This is a genomic window from Conexibacter sp. CPCC 206217 (genome assembly GCF_030646165.1).
In the GTDB taxonomy this organism is placed as follows: Bacteria; Actinomycetota; Thermoleophilia; order Solirubrobacterales; family Solirubrobacteraceae; genus Conexibacter.
In genome coordinates this window covers 429,374-448,445 of record NZ_JAUTDO010000002.1, presented here as the reverse complement: position 1 = coordinate 448,445, position 19,072 = coordinate 429,374, and the positions used below count along the sequence as shown (strand labels likewise).

Sequence of the window (19,072 nt, the reverse complement as noted above, 5' to 3'; positions counted from 1 at the left end):
CGCACGAGCAGCGCGGCCCGTCGAGACGGACAGGAGAGACGATGAACGGACGGCTGGACGGCAGAGTCGCATATATCACCGGCGGCGCGAGCGGCCTGGGGCTGCAGGCTGCCCAAGCGCTGGCAGGCGCGGGCGGGCGTGTCCTGCTGATCGACCGCGACGAAGAGGCCGCCCGCGCGAGCGCCAGCGCAATCGAGGCCGGAGGCGCGGAGGCGAGCTTCGTCGCGTGCGACGTCGCCTCGGCGCAGAGCGTGGAGCAGGCGTTCGCGCGCGGCGGAGAGGTCCTTGGGCCGCCGGACGTGCTCGTCAACTCGGCCGGCATCCGCGAGATCAACGACGTGCTGGAGATCGACAGCTCCGACTGGGACCGGGTGATCGCCGTCAACCTCACGGGCACGTTCTACTGCGCGCAGCAGGCCGCGCGCGCGATGGCCCGCAACGGCGGCGGATCGATCGTCAACATCTCGTCGGTCGCCGGGCTGGCCGCGGTGCCGAGACGCCCCGCGTACTCGGCCGCGAAGGCCGGCGTGATCGGGCTCACGCGCTCGATCGCGACCGATCTCGGTCACCTCGGTATTCGCGCCAACGCGATCTGCCCGGGGCTGATTCGCACGCCGCTGACCGACTCCTACTTCGACGACGAGGACTTCGCCGGCGGGCTGGCAGCGCTGGTCCCGGCCGGGCGCGCCGGCGATCCGCGCGAGATCTCCGACGTGATCCTGTTCCTCGCGAGCGACCTCTCCAGGTACGTCAACGGGACCACCATCACGGTCGACGGCGGATTTCTCGCCGGCAAGGGGTTCGAGGTCGGCAAGCCCGGCGCCACGTCCAAGTTCGCCGCCACGCGCGGCGTTCGGTGAGGAAAGGAGCCTCCATGAGATACAGCATCGGCACCGACATCGGCGGGACGTTCACGGACTGCGTGATCGTCGACGAGGAAGGAGCCATCACGACCGGCAAGGCGCCGTCGACGCCGCCCGATTTCGCGGTCGGCTTCTTCGCCGCGATGGAGAACGCGGCGCAGAAGCTCGAGCTGACGCTGCCGCAGCTCTTCTCGCAGAGCCGCCTGCTCGTGCACGCGACGACGGCGGCGACGAACGCACTCGTCGAGAAGCGCGGCGCCAACGTCGGCCTGATCACCACGCGCGGCCACGGCGAGGCGATGCCGATCATGCGCGGCGGGGGACGCTCGAAGGGCCTGGAGGTCGACGACCTGCTCTACCTGCCGGCGATGCACAAGCCGGCGCCGATCGTCCCGCGCGACATGGTCCGCGAGGTGCGCGAGCGAGTCGACTCGAAGGGGCGCGTCGTGATCGCGCTCGACGACGGCGAAGTCCGGCGCGCGATCGCGGAGCTGCTCGCGGCCGGGGCCGAGGCGCTCGCCGTCGGGTTCCTCTGGAGCTTCCTCGAACCCAGCCACGAGCAGCGCGTGCGTGAGCTGATCGAACAGGAGGCGCCGGGTCTGTTCGTCTCCTGCTCGCACGAGATCGCGCCGCAGGTGGGCGAGTACTACCGCCTCGTCGCGACCGTCTTCAACTCGTACGTCGGACCGCTGATGTCGCGCTACGTCGGCAACATCGCCGACGGCGCGATCGAGCGCGGCGCCGACCGTGCGCCGCTGTTCGCGCAGTGCATCGGCGGCACGGTGCCGGTCGAGGAGGTCCAGCGCAAGCCGCTCTTCACGCTCGACAGCGGCCCGGTCAGCGGCATCGTCGCCGCGACGTTCCTCGGCGACGCGCTCGGCTACCCGAACGTGATCACCGCCGACATGGGCGGCACGACGTTCGACGTCAGCGTGATCAGCGACGGGACGCCGACGCGACGCGACGGCACGACGATCGACCGCTACCACATGTACCTCCCGATGCTCGACGTCGAGAGCATCGGCGCGGGTGGCGGCAGCATCGCCTGGCTCGATCCCAAGAGCGGAACGATGAAGGTCGGTCCGCAGAGCGCGGGCGCCGATCCCGGGCCGATCTGCTACCAGCGCGGCGGGACCGCTCCGACGGTCACCGATGCCGACGTCGTGCTCGGCGTCGTCAACCCCGACGCGTTCCTCGGCGGCCGCCGCCGGCTCGACGCCGACGCGGCGCGCGCCGGCATCGCCGAGCTCGGCGGGGCGCTTGCGATGAGCCCCGAGGAGACGGCCGCTGGCATCAGCGAGATCATCGACAACATGATGGCGGACAAGATCCGCCGGATGACGGTGTATCGCGGTCACGATCCGCGCAACTTCGCCGTCTTCGCCTTCGGCGGCGGCGGGCCGACGCACGCGAGCGGATTCTCCGCGCAGCTCGGCGTCGAGGAGGTCGTGATCCCGCTCGGCAACACCGCCTCGGTGCTGTCGGCGCTCGGCACCGTCAGCGGCGACGTGGTCCACATCTACGACCGGGTCACGCGGCTGATCGCTCCGTTGGACATCGACGCGCTGTTCGCGGAGTTCGCCGAGCTGGCGGCCGGCGCGACCGCGCAGCTGCGGGCGGAGGGCTTCGACGACGACGCGATCGGGATCGAGCGGATCGTCTCGATGAAGTACGGAGCGCAGGTGTTCGACATCGAGATCCCCGTCGAACCGGGGATCACGAGCGAGCGGCTGTGCGAGGAGTTCGAGCGGACCTACGAGCGCCGTTTCGGCGAGGGCTCCGGCTACGCGCCCGCGGGGATCGAGGTGATCCGGCTGCGCGTGCGCTCGCGCGGTCGCATCCCGCGCCCCCGGCTGCCCCGTCAGCGGCTGGCGGGCGCCGGTGCCGAGCCTGTCGCGACCCGTCAGGTGTGGTGGCCGCAGGAGCGCGGCTTCGTCGACACCCCCGTCTACCGCGGCGACGCCGGTCGGCTGCGAGACGTCGAGGGTCCGGCGATCGTCGAGCTGCCGGACACGACCGTCCCGGTCCGCCCGGGACAGACCGCCGGCCACGACGACCACGGCAACCTCGTGCTGCGGTTCCCTGCCGCGCGACGCGATCGCGTCGCCAGAAGCGCACACGGCACCCTGACGGCAACGAGCTGAGGAGCACGCAGATGACGACCGACACCGAGATCGCCGTCGCGCTCGACGCGCCGGACTGGAACGGCAAGGACCTGCCGTACCGGCCGCCGGCCGAGCCGTGGACGGCGCCGCGCCTGCAGCTGCATCGCGAGTCCGCGAGCGATATCGACCCGATCGACTTCGAGGTGCTCAGCAACCGTTTCTGGAGCATCAACGAGGAGCACGCGGACACGATCCAGCGCGTCTCCGGCTCGCCTGTCGTGGTGCACAACTACGACTTCAACACCTGCATCTCCACCGAGATCGGCGAGGCGTTCCTGTTCGCGCCCTACATCCAGTACTTCTCGGGCGCCGCCGAGCTGGTGATCAAGTACACGCTCGAGAACCGCGGCGACAGCCCCGGCATCAACCCGGGCGACGTGTTCGTCTGCAACGACCCGCTGATCGCGGGCAGCCATCAGATGGACGTCTCGATGTACGCGCCGGTGTTCGTCGACGGCAGGCTGTTCTGCTGGGTCTTCAACAGCTGCCACTGCCGCGACCTCGGCGGCGTCGAGCCCGGCAGCTTCTCCGTGCAGGCGCCGAACCACTACTACGAGGCGCCCGCGATGGTGGCGGTCAAGCTGGTCGACGGCGAGGGCGGCATCCGCACCGACGTCGAGGACACGCTGTTGCGCTACTCGCGCATCCCGCACATGCTCGCGCTCGAGCTGCGCTCGCAGATCGCCGGCGTCGCGCGTGCCCGCACCCGCATCGAGGAGCTGGTGCAGGAGTACGGCGCCCCCGTCGCCAAGGGCGTCATGCACAAGCTGATCGACGACACCGAGACGGCGATGCGCGAGAAGCTCTCCGCGCTGCCGGACGGGACCTGGCGCGAGGTGTCGTTCTGCAGCGGCGCGCTGCCCGGTGACAGATCGAGCCACAAGCTCTGCCTGACGCTGGAGAAGCGCGGTTCGGAGCTGTACTTCACCAACGCCGGGACGGATCCCGAGATCGGCTCGATCAACTGCGGCTACGGCCAGCTGCGCGCGGCGATCGGGGCGGCGCTGGCGTACATGCTGGCCTACGACCACCGCTTCTGCGCCGGCGGAGTCCTGCGGCTGGTCAACATCGACGCGGAGGTCGGCACGATCTCCGCGGTCAGCCGCGAGGGCGCCGTCACGTCGTGCCATGCGCCGTTGCTGAGCATCTACATGGCGGCGAAGGTCGCCTCGAAGATGATCTACCCGGATCCGGAGCTGCGGCCGACGATCATGGGCAACTCGGGCCTCTCGTCCTGCAGCTGGATCACGTTCTCCGGGACGGACCAATGGGGCGCGCCGTTCGCGAGCGTGTCGCTTGACCACAGCGCCGGCGGGATCGGCGCGTTCCCGTTCCGCGACGGGATCGACCAGGGCGGGTCGACCTTCTGGCCCAAGAGCGAGATCCCCGACTGCGAGGCCTACGAGCAGCTCTACCCGATCCTCTACCTCTACCGCCGTGCCGCGCTCAACGGCGGCCACGGCAAGTTCCGCGGTGGCAACGGAATCGTCTTCGGCTGGGTCGGGCACGACACCGACCACCAGCTGGCATCGACGATCTCGATGGCGTCGACGTTCAGCACGCAGGGCGGCATCTACGGCGGGCACTTCGGTGAGACGGGCACCTACTACGCCGTCAGCGCAAGCGACGTGCGCGATCGGATCGCGGCGCGCGACGCGCCGGGGCATCCGCTGGAGCTGCGCGAGCTGAGCGGCGACGCGCGCACGCTGCCCGCCAAGTCGATCGGCCTCTCGCTCGGCGAGCACGACGTGATCGAGTCGTCGGTCTACGGCGGCGGCGGCTACGGCGACCCGCTCCAGCGCAATCCGCAGGCGGTCGCCGACGACGTCGCGGCCGGCGCGGTCAGAGCCGAGATCGCGCGCTCGGTGTACGCGGTCGCGCTCGGCGAGGAGGGCGCCGTCAACGCGTCGGAGACCGCTTCGCTGCGCGCCGCCGCCTACGCCAAGCGGCTCAAGCGCGCCACGGCGCCGGCGCGGCGCCACCCCGGCGGAGAGACGCAGCAGCTGGTCGAGATCGGCGAGTCGCTCGCGATCGGCCGCACCAGCGACGACGCGCTGGTGACCTGCTGCACGGCGTGCGCGGGAGTCCTCTGCGACGCGGACGAGAACTACAAGCTGGCGGCGAGCACGCTCGACACGTCGCTGCACGAGCTGGACCCGTCGATCTACATCGACCCGGCGACCGAGGTCGACGACGACGTCGTCTACCGCATGTTCCTCTGTCCCGACTGCGGCGTCGCGCTCGAGAACGAGCTGACGCTGCGCGACGAGCCGCCGGTGTGGGACATCCAGCTCGACACGGCGAAGCTGGTGCGTCGTGACTGACACGGCCACGGAGACGCTCGAGGCGCGCGAGGTGCACGTCGAGTTCGGCGGCGTCAAGGCGCTCGACGGCATCGACCTGACGCTCGCTCGCGGCGAGACGCTCGGCCTGATCGGCCCCAACGGCGCCGGCAAGTCGACGCTCGTGAACGTGCTGACGGGCTTCCAGCGTCCGACACGCGGCGACGTGCTGCTCGACGGCCGGCGGATCACCGGCGGCGCGCCGCACCGCAACCCGCGGCAGGGGATCGTGCGGACGTTCCAGAGCACGCGCGTGTTCAGCGGGCTGACGGTCGAGGAGAACGTCGAGGTCTGCGCGCTCGGCGTCGCCCGCTCCCGCCGCGGCGCCCGTCGCGTCGCGCGCGAAGCGCTGCAGCGGGCGGAGCTGTGGGACCGCCGCCGAAGCGGCGCCGGCACGCTCTCCACCGGCGACGCGCATCGTCTCGGCGTCGCTCGCTCGCTCGCCCAGCGTCCGCGCTTCCTGCTGCTGGACGAGCCCGCGGCTGGTCTCAACGACACGGAGTCCGAGCAGCTCGTGGAGGTTCTGCGCGGTGTCCGCCTGGAGCAGTCGATCGGGCTGTTGCTGATCGAGCACAACATGGACGTCATCACCGCGTTGAGCGAGCGGATCCAGGTGATCCATGAGGGCCGCACGATCGCTGTCGGCGTCGCGGAGGCCGTCCGGCGCGATCCCGCCGTGCTCGACGCCTATCTCGGAACGGAGCGACCGGCCGATGCTCGCGCTTGAGGACGTCGTGCTGCGCTACGGGCGCGTGGAGGCGGTTCGCGGCGTCTCGCTGAATGTCGAGCACGGCGAGCTGGTCGGACTGATCGGGCCCAACGGGGCCGGCAAGTCGACGACGCTCGCGGCGATCATGGGCTTCCTCAACGCCGCTTCCGGGTCGATCGAGCTCGACGGCCGCTCGCTCACGGGGACCGGGCCCGAGCGAGTCGCCCGGCTCGGCGTCGCGCTGGTGCCCGAGGGACGCCATATCTTCCCGACGCTGACCGTCGGCGAGAACCTGCGCCTTGGCGCGACGGTCCGCAGCGACGTGGACGCCGTCACGGCGGACTGCGACGCGCTGCAGGACCGCTTTCCCGTCATCCGCCGCGCCTGGAGACGCCGTGCGGGAGGGCTGAGCGGCGGTGAGCAGCAGCAGCTGGCGATCGCGCGGGCGCTGCTGAGCAACCCGAGGCTGCTGCTGCTCGACGAGCCCACGCTCGGGCTCGCGCCGCTGATGGTCGACGCGATCTTCGACGTGCTCGGGGAGCTGCGCGAGGAGGGGATGACGATCCTGCTCGTCGAGCAGAACGCGATCCGCACCGCCGGCCTCGCCGATCGCACCTACGTGCTCAGAAGCGGCCGGATCGCGCTGCAGGGTACGCGCGCGGAGCTCGCCGACCGGCCCGACCTCGCTTCGCTCTACCTCGGCCTCTGAGGGGTTCACCATGCACATCGTCGAATTCGCATCCATCTCGTCGGTCCTGCAGCACGTGATCGACGCGTTCTCGGGCGGCTCGCTGTACGCGCTCTTCGCGCTCGCCATCGCGCTCGTCTTCGGGATCGTGCGCCTGATCAACTTCGCGCAGGGCGCGATCATGACCGTCGCGGCCTACGGGCTGCTGGTGGTCGAGGGCGTGCCGGTGATCGTGAAGCTGGTCGTCGTGATCGTCGTCGCGGTCGGCCTCTCGTTGGCCGTCGACCGTGTCGCCTTCCGTCCGATCCGCGACGTCGACCCGACGACGCTGCTGGTCACATCGTTCGCGGTCGGGTCGCTGTTGCAGGCGCTGCTCGTCGTGATCGACCAGGACCAGCCGCGCTCGACCGAGGTCTCGTCGTGGCTGTCCAGCTCGCTGCACGTGGGCTCGCTCGTGGTCTCGTGGGTGAGCGTCGCGACGATCGTCGCGACGGCGCTGCTGCTGATCGCGCTCGTGCTCTTCCTGCGGCGCTCGACGACCGGCTTGGAGATGCGCGCCGTGGCGGAGAACTTCCGCATGTCGCAGGCCCTCGGCGTGCGCTCCAACCGCGTCATCGCGGTCGCGTTCGCGATCTCGGGCGTGCTGACCGGCATCACCGCCTTCTTCCTGATCGCGCAGAGCGGGACGATCTCGCCCACGATCGGCATCACGCCGCTGCTGTTCGGCTTCATCGGCACCGTCGTCGGCGGGATCGGCTCGTTGCCGGGCGCCGTCGCGGGCGGCTACTTGCTCGGCGTGCTGACCGAGGCCTTGCAGGCGGCGCTGCCCGACAATCTCGTGCCCTACCGCGACGCGTTCGTCTTCGGCGCCGTCTTCTTCCTGCTCGTCTTTCGTCCACAGGGCCTCTTCGGGTCCAACTTCCAGGAGCGCGTATGAGCTCGGCAGGCAGAGCCTTCTCCGACCGCCGTGATGGGCGCAGCTGGATCACGCTCGTGGTCCTGCTGGCGCTGACGGCGGCGGTCCTGCTGATCGCGCCGGCGTTGTCGCCGCAGCTGGAGGGTCCGACCGCGACGGCGGGGATCAACATGGTGCTGGCGGTCGGGCTCTACACGTTCGTCGGCACGACCGGGATCATGTCGTTCGGCCACATGGCCTACATGGCACTCGGCGCGTACGCGGGCGCGATCCTGGCGACGCCCGTCGCGACGAAGGAGCTGCTGTCGGCGGGGATGCCGGCGTGGGCCAGCGGCGTGCACCTGCCGACGGTGCCGGCGATCCTCGCCGGCGCGGCGGTTGCGGCGCTGTTCGCGGCGGTCGTCTCGTTTCCGCTGATGCGGTTGCGGGGACTGGTCGCGAGCCTCGCGACCTTCGCGATCCTCAACGTCGTCCACAACGTCGCGACGAACTGGACGGCGCTGACCGGCGGTGTCGTCGGCTTCACGGGCGCGCCGATCACGACGACGCCGAGATCGGCGTTGGTGTGGGCGCTGGTCGCGATCGTCGCCGGCTTCCTCTTCCGCGAGTCGCGTGTCGGCCTGCGGTTGCGGGCGTCGCGCGAGGACGAGATCGCCGCCCTCGGAGCTGGCCTCGACGTCAGACGGGACCGGCGTGTCGCGATGGTCGTGTCCGGCTTCATCGTCGGTGTCGGCGGCGCCCTCACCGCGTTGCAGCTCGGTCAGTTCACACCCGACGCCTTCTACCTGACGACCACGTTCCTCGTGATCGTGATCGTCGTCGTCGGCGGGGTCAACAGCCTGTCGGGAGCGGTGATCGGGACGCTGCTGATCTCGGCGGTCGGCTACGTCCTGCAGCTCGCGCAGCAGGGCGACGTGCTGGGCGTCTATTCGTTCGGGGGACGGGCGGGGATCGAGGACGCCGGACTTGCGGTGCTGGTCCTCGCCGTACTGCTGCTGCGGCCCCGGGGGCTGCTTGGCAGCAAGGAGATCGGCGAGCTGCGGCCGCCGCGCTCGCGCGGGCGTCCGCGCGTCGGCACGCGGCGCTCGGCGCCGCAGCCGACGCAGCACGAGCCCGCCTGAACGACCCGGGCAGTCTGCACCACAGTCAGTCAATCGGGATCGACCGATCCCAGAAAGCAGGAGGAGAGTCATGCGAGGTAGACATCTCGTTGCGGTTCTGTGCGCGCTTCTGGCGGTCGTGCTGACGGTCTCCGCATGCGGTTCGTCGAGCGACGACAGCTCGTCGTCGACGAGCACGGGCGCCAGCACCGGCGGCGCCGCCAGCGGCAATAAGGATCCGATCACGATCGGCGCCACGTTCGGCCTGACCGGCCCGATGAGCTTCTACGACCAGCCGATGGTCCAGGGCATCGAGGCGGCGATCAAGGACGTCAACGCCAGAGGCGGGATCGACGGACGGCCGGTCAGACTCATCACGAACGACAACCAGTCGGACGTGAACAAGCTCGTCCAGTCGGCGAGAGACATGATCGCCAAGAGACCAACGCTGCTGCTGACGTCGAGCAGCAACACGACCGGCGGGCCGGCGGCCCGGGTCGCCAACGCGGCCGGGCAGCTGACGATGGGCGCCGCCGGCAACACGATCTACGGCAAGACCGGCGGCGGCGAGCTCGTCTTCAACGACTGGCACGGCGACCCGACAGAGGCGGCCGCGCTCGCGCAGTTCGCCGACAGAAAGGGGTACGACTCGGTGTACATCGCAGAGGATCTTGCGCTCGACTACACGCAGGATGTCTGCAGATACTTCCGCACCGCGTACAGAGGCAGAATCGTCGGCGAGGTCAGATACAACTCAAGCACCGACCAGTCGTTCAATTCACAGGTGACGCAGATTCGCTCGGCCGCACCAGAGGCCAGAGCGATCGTGATCTGCGGCCTCACCACGGGCGGCCCGACGCTGATCAAGCAGCTGCGATCCGCCGGCGTCGACAACCCGGTGATCGGGACCGGCGGCGGCATGGACGGCGACTTCTGGGCCAGAGCCGTCCCGAACCTCGGCGAGTTCTACTCCGACAGCGTCGCGTCCGTCTACGGCGACGACCCGGACCCCGCGCGCAACGAGCTCGTCGCGCGCATCACGAGAGAGACCGGGAGAGTGCCTCCGACCGGCCACATCTTCATCGCGTACTCGGTCGTCGAGATGCTGAAGAAGGCGATCGAGGACAGCGGCGGCAAGACCGACGCCGCGACGCTGCAGAAGGCATACGAGTCGTTCAGAGACGTGCCGACCATCGCTGGCACCACGACCTACACCGCGGACTGTCACGTGCCGATCGGCCGGACACTCGCGATCACCGAGATCGTCGACGGCAGAGGCAGATTCGTCGAGGCGATCAAGCCGGCGGACGTGCCGAGAGCGATCTGCTGACCGAACCCGGGAGCGCCGCCGGCCGGCCGACTCGGTTCGGCCGGCGGCGCCCACGGAGACAAGCTCCATGACCCGCCCTCACTTCCGAACACCACGAGCGACGCGACAGGACGTGACGTATGAGCAGCGCGACCATCCCGCCGTTGACGGCCGACCGACCGGCCGACCGGCCTCCGCTGATCGACCACTACCGGCAGATGCTGCGGATCCGCTACTTCGAGGATCGCGCGACTGAGCTGTTCGTCGATGGGCAGATCGTCGGCACGGCCCACAGCTGCGCAGGCCAGGAGGCGATCGCCGTCGGCGCCGCCGCCGTCATGCGCGCCAGCGACTACCTGATCGGCCACCACCGCTCGCACGGCCACCTGATGGCCCGCGGCGCGGACATCCGCCGCATGATGGCCGAGATGTTCGGCAAGCGGACCGGCTTCTGCAAGGGGCTCGGCGGCTCGATGCACATCGCCGACCTCGAGTTGGACATCCTCGGCTGCAACGGGATCGTCGGCGCCGGCCTGCCGCACGCTTGCGGCGCGGCGCTGACCGCCTCCTACCGCGACACCGACCACGCCGCGGTCGCGTTCTTCGGCGACGGCGCGGCGGGCCAGGGCGCGGCGCACGAGGCGATGAACCTCGCCGCGACGTGGAAGCTGCCCGTGGTCTTCATCTGCGAGAACAACCAGTTCGCGCTGTCGGCCGACTGGACGACGACGCGCGCGGTCGCCGACCTCGCCGACCGCGCCCCCGGCTACGGCATGGCCGGGGAGGTCGTCGACGGCAACGACGTCGTGGCGGTCGAGAACGCCGTCGAGCGCGCGCTCGAGCGGGCGCGCGCGGGGGACGGACCGACGCTTCTGGAGATGAAGACGTTCCGGCGGATGCAGCACTCGATGCGCGCGAACCTGCCGGACGTGCGCGACATGGAGCTGGTCGCGAGCTGGGAGCGCAACGACCCGATCCCGCGACTGGAGACGGCGCTGCGCGAACGCGGCGAGCTCGACGACGCGCTGCACGAGCGGCTCGTCGCCGAGATCCGTGCGGAGGTCGACACGGCGGTCGACACCGCGGCAGCCGACGAGGACGCCAGCGCCGACGACCTGCTGAGCTCGGTGTACTCGCCGCACCAGCGTCATCCCGCGCCGCCGCGCCGCTCGGACGACCGCACGCTCGGCTTCGTCGACGCGATCCGCGAGGCGATGGACCTCGAGCTGGAGGCCGATCCGGACGTGCTCGTGATCGGCGAGGACGTCGGCAGGGTCGGCGGCATCTTCCGCGCGACCGCCGGACTGTACGAGAGACACGGCGCCAGACGGGTGCGCGACACGCCGCTGACCGAGAGCGGCTTCGTCGGCTGCGGCATCGGCGCCGCCCTGACGGGTCTGCGCCCGATCGTCGAGCTGCAGTTCTCCGACTTCTCCGCCGTCGCCTTCGACCAGCTCGTCAACCAGGCGGCCAAGCTGAAGTTCATGATGGGCGGCGGCCCGGCGATCCCGCTCGTGATCCGGATGGTGTCCGGCGGAGGGGTCCGGCTCGGAGCGCAGCATTCGCAGAGCCTGGAGAGCGTCTTCGCGCACTTCCCCGGCCTCGTCGTGCTGATGCCGTCCAACGCCTACGACGCGAAGGGGCTGCTGGCCGCCGCCGTGCGAGACGACAACCCCGTCGTGTTCCTCGAGCAGAAGCAGCTGATGTTCGCAAACCCCGAGCCGGTGCCCGAGGCGCGCTACTCACTCGACATCGGCAGCGCGGCCGTCGTGCGCGAGGGCAGCGACGTGACCGTCGTGGCGCTCGGCGCGATGGTGCCCGCGGCGCTGCGCTCGGCGCGCGAGCTCGAGAAGCAGGGCGTCAGCGTGGAGGTGATCGACCCACGCACGATTGTGCCGCTGGACCGCGAGACGATCCTCGCGTCGGTGCGCAAGACCAGCCGCTTGGTCGTCGCCCACGAGGCCGTCACGTTCGGCGGCTTCGGCGGCGAGATCGCGGCGCTGGTCGCCGCGGAGGCGTTCTGGGATCTCGACGCTCCGGTCGTGCGCGTCGGCGCTCCGTTTCACCCGGTGCCGTACCAGAAGGACCTCGAGCGTCAGACCTTGCCGGACGCGGCGGACATCACCGCGGCCATCCAATCGCTGCAGCAGAACTGAGACAGGAGCCACTTCGCGATGAGTACCACTGCGACGGACAGGGCCGGCAGCCCCGTCCGCGAGATGCACAACCACATCGGCGGCCGCTGGGTCGCCGCGACCGGCGCCGGGGGCCTCGAGGTGCTCAACCCCGCCGACGGCGCCGCGCTGGCGACCGTGCCGCTCTCGAGCGCGGCCGACGTCGACGCGGCCGTCGCCGCCGCGCGCGCGGCGCTGCCCCAGTGGAGCCGGCGACCCGTGATCGAGCGGGCACGGCTCCTGTTCAGGCTTCGCCAGCTGGTCGAGGAGCGACTCGAGGACTTCGCCGAGCTGCTGACGCGCGACACCGGCAAGGCGCTCCTCGACGCGCGGCTGGAGATGATGCGCGCGCTGGAGACGATCGAGTGCGCCTGCGCGATCCCGCAGACGATGCAGGGCCGCGCGCTCGGGCAGATCGCCAACGGCGTCGACTGCGAGACGTTCCGCCAGCCGGTCGGCGTCTGCGCCGCGATCACACCGTTCAACTTCCCGGCGATGCTGACGATGTGGTTCCTGCCGTTCGCGATCGGCTGCGGCAACACGCTCGTGCTGAAGCCCTCGGAGCAGACGCCGCTCGTGCCCGAGCTGATCTTCGAGCTGCTGGAGCAGCTGGAGCTTCCGCCCGGGGTCGTCAACCTCGTCCACGGCGGCGAGGCGGCGGTCAACGCGCTCCTCGACGCACCCGGGGTCGACGCGGTCTCGTTCGTCGGATCGGCAGCGACGGCGGCCTACGTCTATGAGCGCGCCGCCGCCACCGGCAAGCGCGTGCAGGCGTTCGGCGGCGCGAAGAACTACATGGTGGTGATGCCGGACGCGGTCGCCGACAAGGTCGCCGCCAACATCGTCGCGAGCGCCTTCGGCGGCGCCGGGCAGCGCTGCATGGCGGGCTCGGTGATCCTCGCGGTCGACGGCGCCTGGGAGCAGATCCGCGAACCGCTGGTGGCGGCCGCGGACAGACTGCGGGTGGGCGACGGGATGCAGGCCGGCACCGACCTCGGGCCGGTCGTCTCGCAGGACGCCCGCGCGCGCGTGACCGACATGATCGAGATCGGCGTCGACGAGGGCGCGTCGCTCGCGCTCGACGGCCGCGGGCCGGTGGCGGACCCCAACGGCGCCTTCGTCGGCCCGACCGTGCTCGAGAACGTCTCCGCGCAGATGCTCGTCGCCAGGGAGGAGATATTCGGCCCGGTGCTGTCCGTGATCCCCGTCGCGAGCCTCGACGAGGCGATCGCGCTCGTGAACGCGAGCCGCTACGGCAACGGCACGTCGATCTTCACCGAGTCGGGCGCCGTCGTGCGGCGCTACCGGGAGGAGGTCGAGGTCGGCATGATCGGCGTCAACATCGGCGTCGCCGCGCCGGTCGCGTTCTTCCCGTTCGGCGGCTGGAAGAGCTCCTTCCTGGGCGACGTCGGCGCCTGCGGCACCGACGCGATCGACTTCTTCACGCGCAAGAAGACCGTCACCTCGCGCTGGTTCTCGGGCGGGCAGACCGGCAAGTACTTCGTCGAGAGCTGACGCGATGCCGCACGCGAGCATGCACGCCGAGGTCGCGATGCCGCGGCTGACGGAGACGATGGAGGAGGCGACCGTCGCGCGCTGGCTCAGAGCCGACGGTGACGAGGTCGCCGTCGGCGACGAGCTGGTCGAGATCGAGACCGACAAGGCGACGACGGTGCACGAGGCGACGGCCGACGGCCGGCTGCGGGTGCTCGTGCAGGAGGGCGCGACGGCGGCGGTGGGAGCGACGCTGGCGACGATCGCAGCGGAGCCGGCCGCGAACGTCCAGGGCCGTTTCACGGCTTCGCCGGTCGCCCGGCGGATCGCGCGCGAACACGGCGTCGAGCTGGCGCAGGTGCGCGGGAGCGGCCCGCACGGACGTGTCCTCAAGTTCGACGTGCTGAGCGCGATCCAGCAGGAGCCCGCGCCCGCGGAGGCGCCCCGCTCGGAGCGGAAGGTCGCGGAGGCATCCCCGGAGGCGGACGGCGCGCCGCTCCCGGTCGCGGCGGACGGCTCGACGTGGCAGGACCTCAGCCGTATCCAGCAGGTAGTCGCGAGACGGATGGCCGCTGCGAAGGCGTCCGTGCCCGACTTCGCCGTCGCCATCGAGATCGACATGGGAGCCTGCCGGGAACTGCGTGCCGAGCTGGGATCGCGCGCGACGCCACAGCGGCCAGCGCCGTCGTACAACGACATGGTCGTCAAGGCGACCGCGTTGTCGTTGCGCGACACGCCGCGAGCGAACGCGTCGTTCCGCGACGGGCGCTACCAGTTGCACGACCACGTCAACGTCGGCGTGGCCGTCGCCGGCGACGGCACGCTGGTCGTGCCGACGGTCTTCGATGCGGACCGCCTGTCGCTGATCGAGATCGCCCGCACGACGCGGCACCTCGCTGCAAGTGTGCGTGACGGCTCGATCGAAGCGGGGGAGCTGGCGGGCGGCACCTGCACGGTGTCCAACCTGGGGATGTTCGGGGTGAGCAGCTTCACCGCGATCATCAATCCGCCGCAGGCTGCGATCGTCGCCGTGGGGGCGATCGTCGACCGTCCTGTCGCGCGCGCGGGCGAGGTGGTGATCCGGCCAATCATGACGGTGTCTCTGGTCGCAGACCATCGGATCCTCTACGGGGCCGACGCCGCCGCGTTCCTCGCGCGTCTGCGCGATCGGCTGGAGGACCCGCTGACGATGGCGCTGTGAGCAATTGCGCGAGGCGAGGCCGAGTCTTGCCGAGCAGCTGACACCGAAGATGCGCGGCATGTGCCGCGCACCTCCGGTCCGTGTCGCGCCATCCGCAGGAGCTTGGAGCGCTATGAGCGTGCTCGCCGGTTCGTCGCGGCGCGGCCCGGACTTGCAACGGTGACGGCGCACGGGAGAAGGTCAAATAGATGAGAATGCCCAAGCTCGCATGGACAGACTGAGGCCTGCGACGCATGGAGCCGGACCTGCGCACCGCTGGCTCGAACGTGCAGAACGTCGGCCCTCCAGTAGCGGGATGCGGGCGGGTGCTGCGCGCACGGCGGCCGTCGAACTGCTGGCGCGAGACGGGCAGCGTCTCGTCAGTGCGCAGGAGATCACCGAGCGCCTGACGGCTCTCAGTTTGCGACGCGAAATGGCCGGTACGCGCCTGGCGACGGCGTCGATGAACTCGGGTGTCAGCTCTGGCCCGGGTCTCACCGCAGCCGCGTCGCAACAGGCCTCGAAAGCACCCCCCTGAATTGGTATCGGCGTGGCTGCGCGGCGGCGGCGAGAGGTGGGTTTAGTCAGAAAACGGGCTTCAATCGGCGTTTTGGGACCAGGAATCGGCCGACTTCCTCGTATTGCGCGCTGCGAGAGAGGCAGCATGCAGGTATTTCGTCGGCGCGGTCCGCGTGCCGAGGCAGCGTCCGCAGGTGCGAGCGACGGATGGCAGCGGCGAGTTGCAGTGGGAGGGTTTGGTGATGCCGAGTCCTGCTGCTGTGCCGATCGAGTTGAGCGGTGAGGAGCGCGAGGCGTTGGAGGCGTGGACGCGTCGGCGTACGTCTGCGGCGGCGTTTGTCGTTGCGGTCGCGGATCGTGCTGGCGTGCGCGGCTGGCCAGGGCAATACCGAGATTGCTGCTGGGCTGGGTGTTCATCGCAACACGGTGGCGCTGTGGCGCAGGCGGTTCTTGGAGTTCCGGCTCGACGGCCTGACCGATGAGCCGCGGCCGGGGCAGCCGCGCAGGATCACCGACGCCAAGGTCGAGGAGGTGATCGCCAAGACGCTGGAGAGCGCTCCCAAGGGCGCGACGCATTGGTCGACGCGGTCGATGGCAGCCGAGGTCGGGCTCAACCAGACCGCGGTCGCGCGGATCTGGCGGGCATTTGGGCTGCAGCCCCATCGCCAGGAGACGTGGAAGCTGTCCAGGGACCCGTTGTTCGTTGAGAAGGTCCGAGACGTCGTCGGTCTCTATCTCGACCCGCCTGAGCGCGCCGATTCTGCCGATGCTGCCCGGGACCCCGCAGCGCGCCACCCACGACTACAAGCGCCACGGCACCCGCATCAGCACGATCGGATCCGTCGTGATCGCGAACTCCTCACCGGGGTCGTCCTCGCGCCAGCCGAGGTCGTCCAGCAGCCGCATGTAGCCCTCGTAGCGGCGCCGCAGCCCGAGCGCGAGCGGGCCTTTGCCGGTGTCGAGCATCAGGTGGATCTCGCCGATGTCACGCAGCTCCGCGATCACCTGGCGGCGCAGCACGTCGCGATGGGCACGCCGGATCGTCACAGGCATGACGCACCCGCCCGAGCGCGCACGAGGAGAAGCTCCACACGCCTGCAGGCATGTGGGGAACAATGGAAGGGCATCGGAGCTAACTCCTTCGGTGCCGGGCCCGGGGTGTCGCAAGCACCGCCGGGCCGCTTTATGGATGGAACAGCTGTCGTGAAGCTAGGTGGAGGCGGCACCCACGGCAAGCCTTCACGCGCCCCACGTTCCTCCTACGACCGCCCCATTGGGCCACGAGCGGGCCACGAGCGTCCGAAGTGGCACGTCAGCGCTCAGATCGAACGCGCTCCAGGCAAAAGAAACCCCGCGATATGCAGGGCTTTCGTCTGATGGCGACTCCCAGATTCGAACTGGGGACACCACGATTTTCAGTCGTGTGCTCTACCAACTGAGCTAAGTCGCCGCGACGGCGGATGGTACCGAAGATCGGGCGGGGGGCGAGTGGCGGTGGGTGGCGCGGCGCGGGGAGGGGCGGGTTAGGATCGGCGGATGAGTCCTCGCACGCTGGTGACGGGCATTGCGCTGGGGCGTCTGGCGATCGGTGCGGCGCTTGTGGTGGCGCCGCGCAAGGTCTTCGGACCCGGGTGGATCGGGACGGAGGCGGAGCGGCCGCCGGCCGGCGTGTTGCTGCGCGCTGTCGGGGCGCGTGACGTCGCGCTCGGGCTCGGCACGCTGATCGCCCTGAAGCAGGGCTCCTCGCTCGAGCCCTGGGTGCTCGGGGCGACGATCGCGGACGGGACCGACTTCTTCGCCACGCTCGCCGCCGGGCAGTCGATTCCGGCCGCGGGCCGTGCCGGTGTCGGGGCGCTCGCGGGCGGCTCGTTCGGGCTGCAGTTGGGGCTGTTGAAGGCGCTCTAGCCCCTCACACCACCAGCGCCCCCACGAACAAGATCACGAGCAGCGCCGCGACCAGTGCCGTCGCCGTCCCCTCCGACCGCAGTCGCGCGCCGTCGTCGACCAGCAGCCCGCCCGCCAGGCAGCCGGCGACCAGCCCGCCGAAGTGGCCCGCCTGGGAGATGCCGGGGACGAAGATTGTGCTGCTCAACGTGTAGAGCGTCCAGGCCGCCGCGAACAGCAGCAGGAAGATCCTTCTCTGGCGCCAGCCGACCAGCAGGGCGCCGCCGGCCAGGCCGAAGATCGCTCCGGACGCGCCCACCGTCAGCGTGTCGGGGGCGAAGACGATCACCGAGAACGAGCTGCCGAGCAGGCCCGCCGCGTAGACGAGCACCATCCGCAGTTGGCCGATCGCCAGCGTCAGCACGCCGCCGAGGATCAGCAGGGCGACGAGGTTGCCGAACAGGTGCGCCCCGCTCGCGTGCAGAAAGCCGCTCGTGACGATCCGCCACCACTCGCCGTGGTCGACCTCGAACGCGCTCAGGCCGCCGTGCTGCACGAGCGTCCCGTTCAACGTGTCGCTGAACGGCGCGCTGGCGACCTCGATCAGGAAGATGCCGACGTTGAGCGCGACCAGCACCGCCAGCGCGGTGAAGCGCGCGGCGGTCGCGGGCTGCTTGGCGGTGCGGGTCGAAGGGGTCGGCGTGACGCTCATCGTCACATCATCGCTGACGGGCGCAGGGGGCTCGCCGACCGCCCGCGATCCGACTGGCGCGTCGGCCGCATCCCCTCACTAGGGTCGGCCGCCGATGGAGGATTCGATTCTTACCGCCGTCCTGCTCCCCGCCGCGCTCGCGCTGATCATGGTCAGCCTCGGGCTGGAGCTGACGCGCGCCGACTTCGCGCGGATCGTGCAACAGCCGCGCGGGGTCGCGATCGGGCTCGTCAACCTCGCGATCATCTCACCCCTGCTCGCGGTCGCGATCGCGGAGCTGTTCGGCCTCTCGCCCGGCCTCGCCGTCGGGCTGGTGCTGCTCGGTGCCTCGCCCGGCGGCACGATGGCGAACCTGCTCACCCACTTCGCCCGCGGCGACACGGCGCTGTCGGTGACGATGACCGCGATCAGCAGCCTCGCGGCCGCGATCACCGTGCCGCTCTTCCTGTCTCTCGCGTCGAACCACTTCGACGCGCAGTCACTCGTCGGCGACGTCGCGATGGGCGGGATCGTGCTGCGGATCCTGCTCGTCACCGTCGTGCCGGTCGCAGTCGGGATGACGATCCGCGCGCGCTGGCCCGAGTGGACGCACGCGGCCCGGCCGTTCGTCTCGAAGATCGCGCTCGGGCTCTTCCTGCTCGTGGTCGTCGGGGCCGTCACGGCCGAGCACGAGAAGGCGATCGACAACCTCGCCGACGTCGCCGGCGCGGCGCTCGCGCTCAACGTCGCGGCGATGACCGTCTCCTTCACGATCTCCAAGCTCGCCCGGCTCGACGACCGCAGCGCGACCGCGATCTCGCTCGAACTGGGCGTCCACAACGCGACGCTGGCGATCGCCGTGGGCGCCTCGCTGGCGACGGTGCTGACGATCCCCGCCGCCGTCTACGCGCTCTTCATGTTCATAACGGGCTGCGGCTTCGCCCGTCTGATGTACACGCGCAACATGCGCGCGGAAGCGGCAGCCGCCGCCACGCCGTGAGCGGACCGCATCGCTGCGGCCGGCGCGGCCCGGCGCGG

15 protein-coding genes and 1 tRNA gene are annotated in these 19,072 nt (G+C 70.4%); 14 read left to right on the top strand and 2 right to left on the bottom strand.

What is annotated here, in order from left to right; translation table 11 throughout:
• Positions 1–41 precede the first annotated feature (41 nt).
• The 12 genes from Q7L65_RS06800 to Q7L65_RS27695 all read left to right on the top strand — a co-directional run bounded on the left by Q7L65_RS06800 (position 42) and on the right by Q7L65_RS27695 (position 16,836).
• Entirely contained in the window at positions 42–860 is an 819-nt protein-coding gene (locus Q7L65_RS06800) for an SDR family NAD(P)-dependent oxidoreductase (protein ID WP_304719694.1), read from the top strand.
• Between the two features lie 14 nt (positions 861–874).
• Positions 875–3,007, top strand: coding sequence for a hydantoinase/oxoprolinase family protein (locus tag Q7L65_RS06795; protein WP_304719693.1), 2,133 nt, complete (start codon positions 875–877; stop codon positions 3,005–3,007).
• 11 nt (positions 3,008–3,018) lie between these two features.
• Positions 3,019–5,352, top strand: coding sequence for a hydantoinase B/oxoprolinase family protein (locus Q7L65_RS06790; RefSeq protein ID WP_304719692.1), 2,334 nt, complete (start codon positions 3,019–3,021; stop codon positions 5,350–5,352).
• Entirely contained in the window at positions 5,345–6,097 is a 753-nt protein-coding gene (locus tag Q7L65_RS06785; RefSeq protein WP_304719691.1) for an ABC transporter ATP-binding protein, read from the top strand. The genes Q7L65_RS06790 and Q7L65_RS06785 overlap by 8 nt, the downstream gene beginning before the upstream one ends.
• On the top strand, positions 6,084–6,788 hold the full coding sequence (locus tag Q7L65_RS06780; protein WP_304719690.1) for an ABC transporter ATP-binding protein: 705 nt from the start codon (positions 6,084–6,086) through the stop codon (positions 6,786–6,788). Before Q7L65_RS06785 ends, Q7L65_RS06780 begins: the two co-directional genes overlap by 14 nt.
• 10 nt (positions 6,789–6,798) lie before the next feature.
• Complete coding sequence (locus tag Q7L65_RS06775) at positions 6,799–7,704, top strand: branched-chain amino acid ABC transporter permease (protein WP_304719689.1); 906 nt, start codon at positions 6,799–6,801, stop codon at positions 7,702–7,704.
• The gene (locus Q7L65_RS06770; RefSeq protein WP_304719688.1) at positions 7,701–8,804 is read left to right on the top strand and encodes a branched-chain amino acid ABC transporter permease; all 1,104 of its coding nucleotides are present in this window, start codon (positions 7,701–7,703) and stop codon (positions 8,802–8,804) included. The genes Q7L65_RS06775 and Q7L65_RS06770 overlap by 4 nt, the downstream gene beginning before the upstream one ends.
• A 70-nt stretch (positions 8,805–8,874) precedes the next feature.
• Positions 8,875–10,113, top strand: coding sequence for an ABC transporter substrate-binding protein (locus Q7L65_RS06765; protein WP_304719686.1), 1,239 nt, complete (start codon positions 8,875–8,877; stop codon positions 10,111–10,113).
• 119 nt (positions 10,114–10,232) lie between these two features.
• Positions 10,233–12,248, top strand: coding sequence for a dehydrogenase E1 component subunit alpha/beta (locus tag Q7L65_RS06760; RefSeq protein ID WP_304719684.1), 2,016 nt, complete (start codon positions 10,233–10,235; stop codon positions 12,246–12,248).
• Between the two features lie 18 nt (positions 12,249–12,266).
• Entirely contained in the window at positions 12,267–13,781 is a 1,515-nt protein-coding gene (locus Q7L65_RS06755) for a CoA-acylating methylmalonate-semialdehyde dehydrogenase (protein ID WP_304719681.1), read from the top strand.
• Between the two features lie 4 nt (positions 13,782–13,785).
• On the top strand, positions 13,786–14,961 hold the full coding sequence (locus Q7L65_RS06750; RefSeq protein ID WP_304719679.1) for a dihydrolipoamide acetyltransferase family protein: 1,176 nt from the start codon (positions 13,786–13,788) through the stop codon (positions 14,959–14,961).
• A 777-nt stretch (positions 14,962–15,738) separates the two neighbouring features.
• The gene (locus Q7L65_RS27695; RefSeq protein WP_370552523.1) at positions 15,739–16,836 is read left to right on the top strand and encodes an IS630 family transposase; all 1,098 of its coding nucleotides are present in this window, start codon (positions 15,739–15,741) and stop codon (positions 16,834–16,836) included.
• Here the strand turns inward: Q7L65_RS27695 and Q7L65_RS06735 are convergent.
• A tRNA-Phe gene (locus Q7L65_RS06735) sits at positions 16,837–16,909 on the bottom strand.
• Positions 16,910–16,995: 86 nt separating this feature from the next.
• Here Q7L65_RS06735 and Q7L65_RS06730 point away from each other — a divergent pair.
• Positions 16,996–17,364, top strand: coding sequence for a hypothetical protein (locus tag Q7L65_RS06730; RefSeq protein WP_304719675.1), 369 nt, complete (start codon positions 16,996–16,998; stop codon positions 17,362–17,364).
• A 4-nt stretch (positions 17,365–17,368) separates the two neighbouring features.
• On the opposite strand, the gene Q7L65_RS06725 is transcribed toward Q7L65_RS06730, so the two are convergent.
• The gene (locus Q7L65_RS06725) at positions 17,369–18,055 is read right to left on the bottom strand and encodes a rhomboid family intramembrane serine protease (RefSeq protein ID WP_304719672.1); all 687 of its coding nucleotides are present in this window, start codon (positions 18,053–18,055) and stop codon (positions 17,369–17,371) included.
• A gap of 94 nt (positions 18,056–18,149) precedes the next feature.
• Between Q7L65_RS06725 and Q7L65_RS06720 the strand changes: the two genes are divergently transcribed.
• Entirely contained in the window at positions 18,150–19,034 is an 885-nt protein-coding gene (locus Q7L65_RS06720; protein WP_304719671.1) for a bile acid:sodium symporter family protein, read from the top strand.
• Positions 19,035–19,072 lie beyond the last annotated feature (38 nt).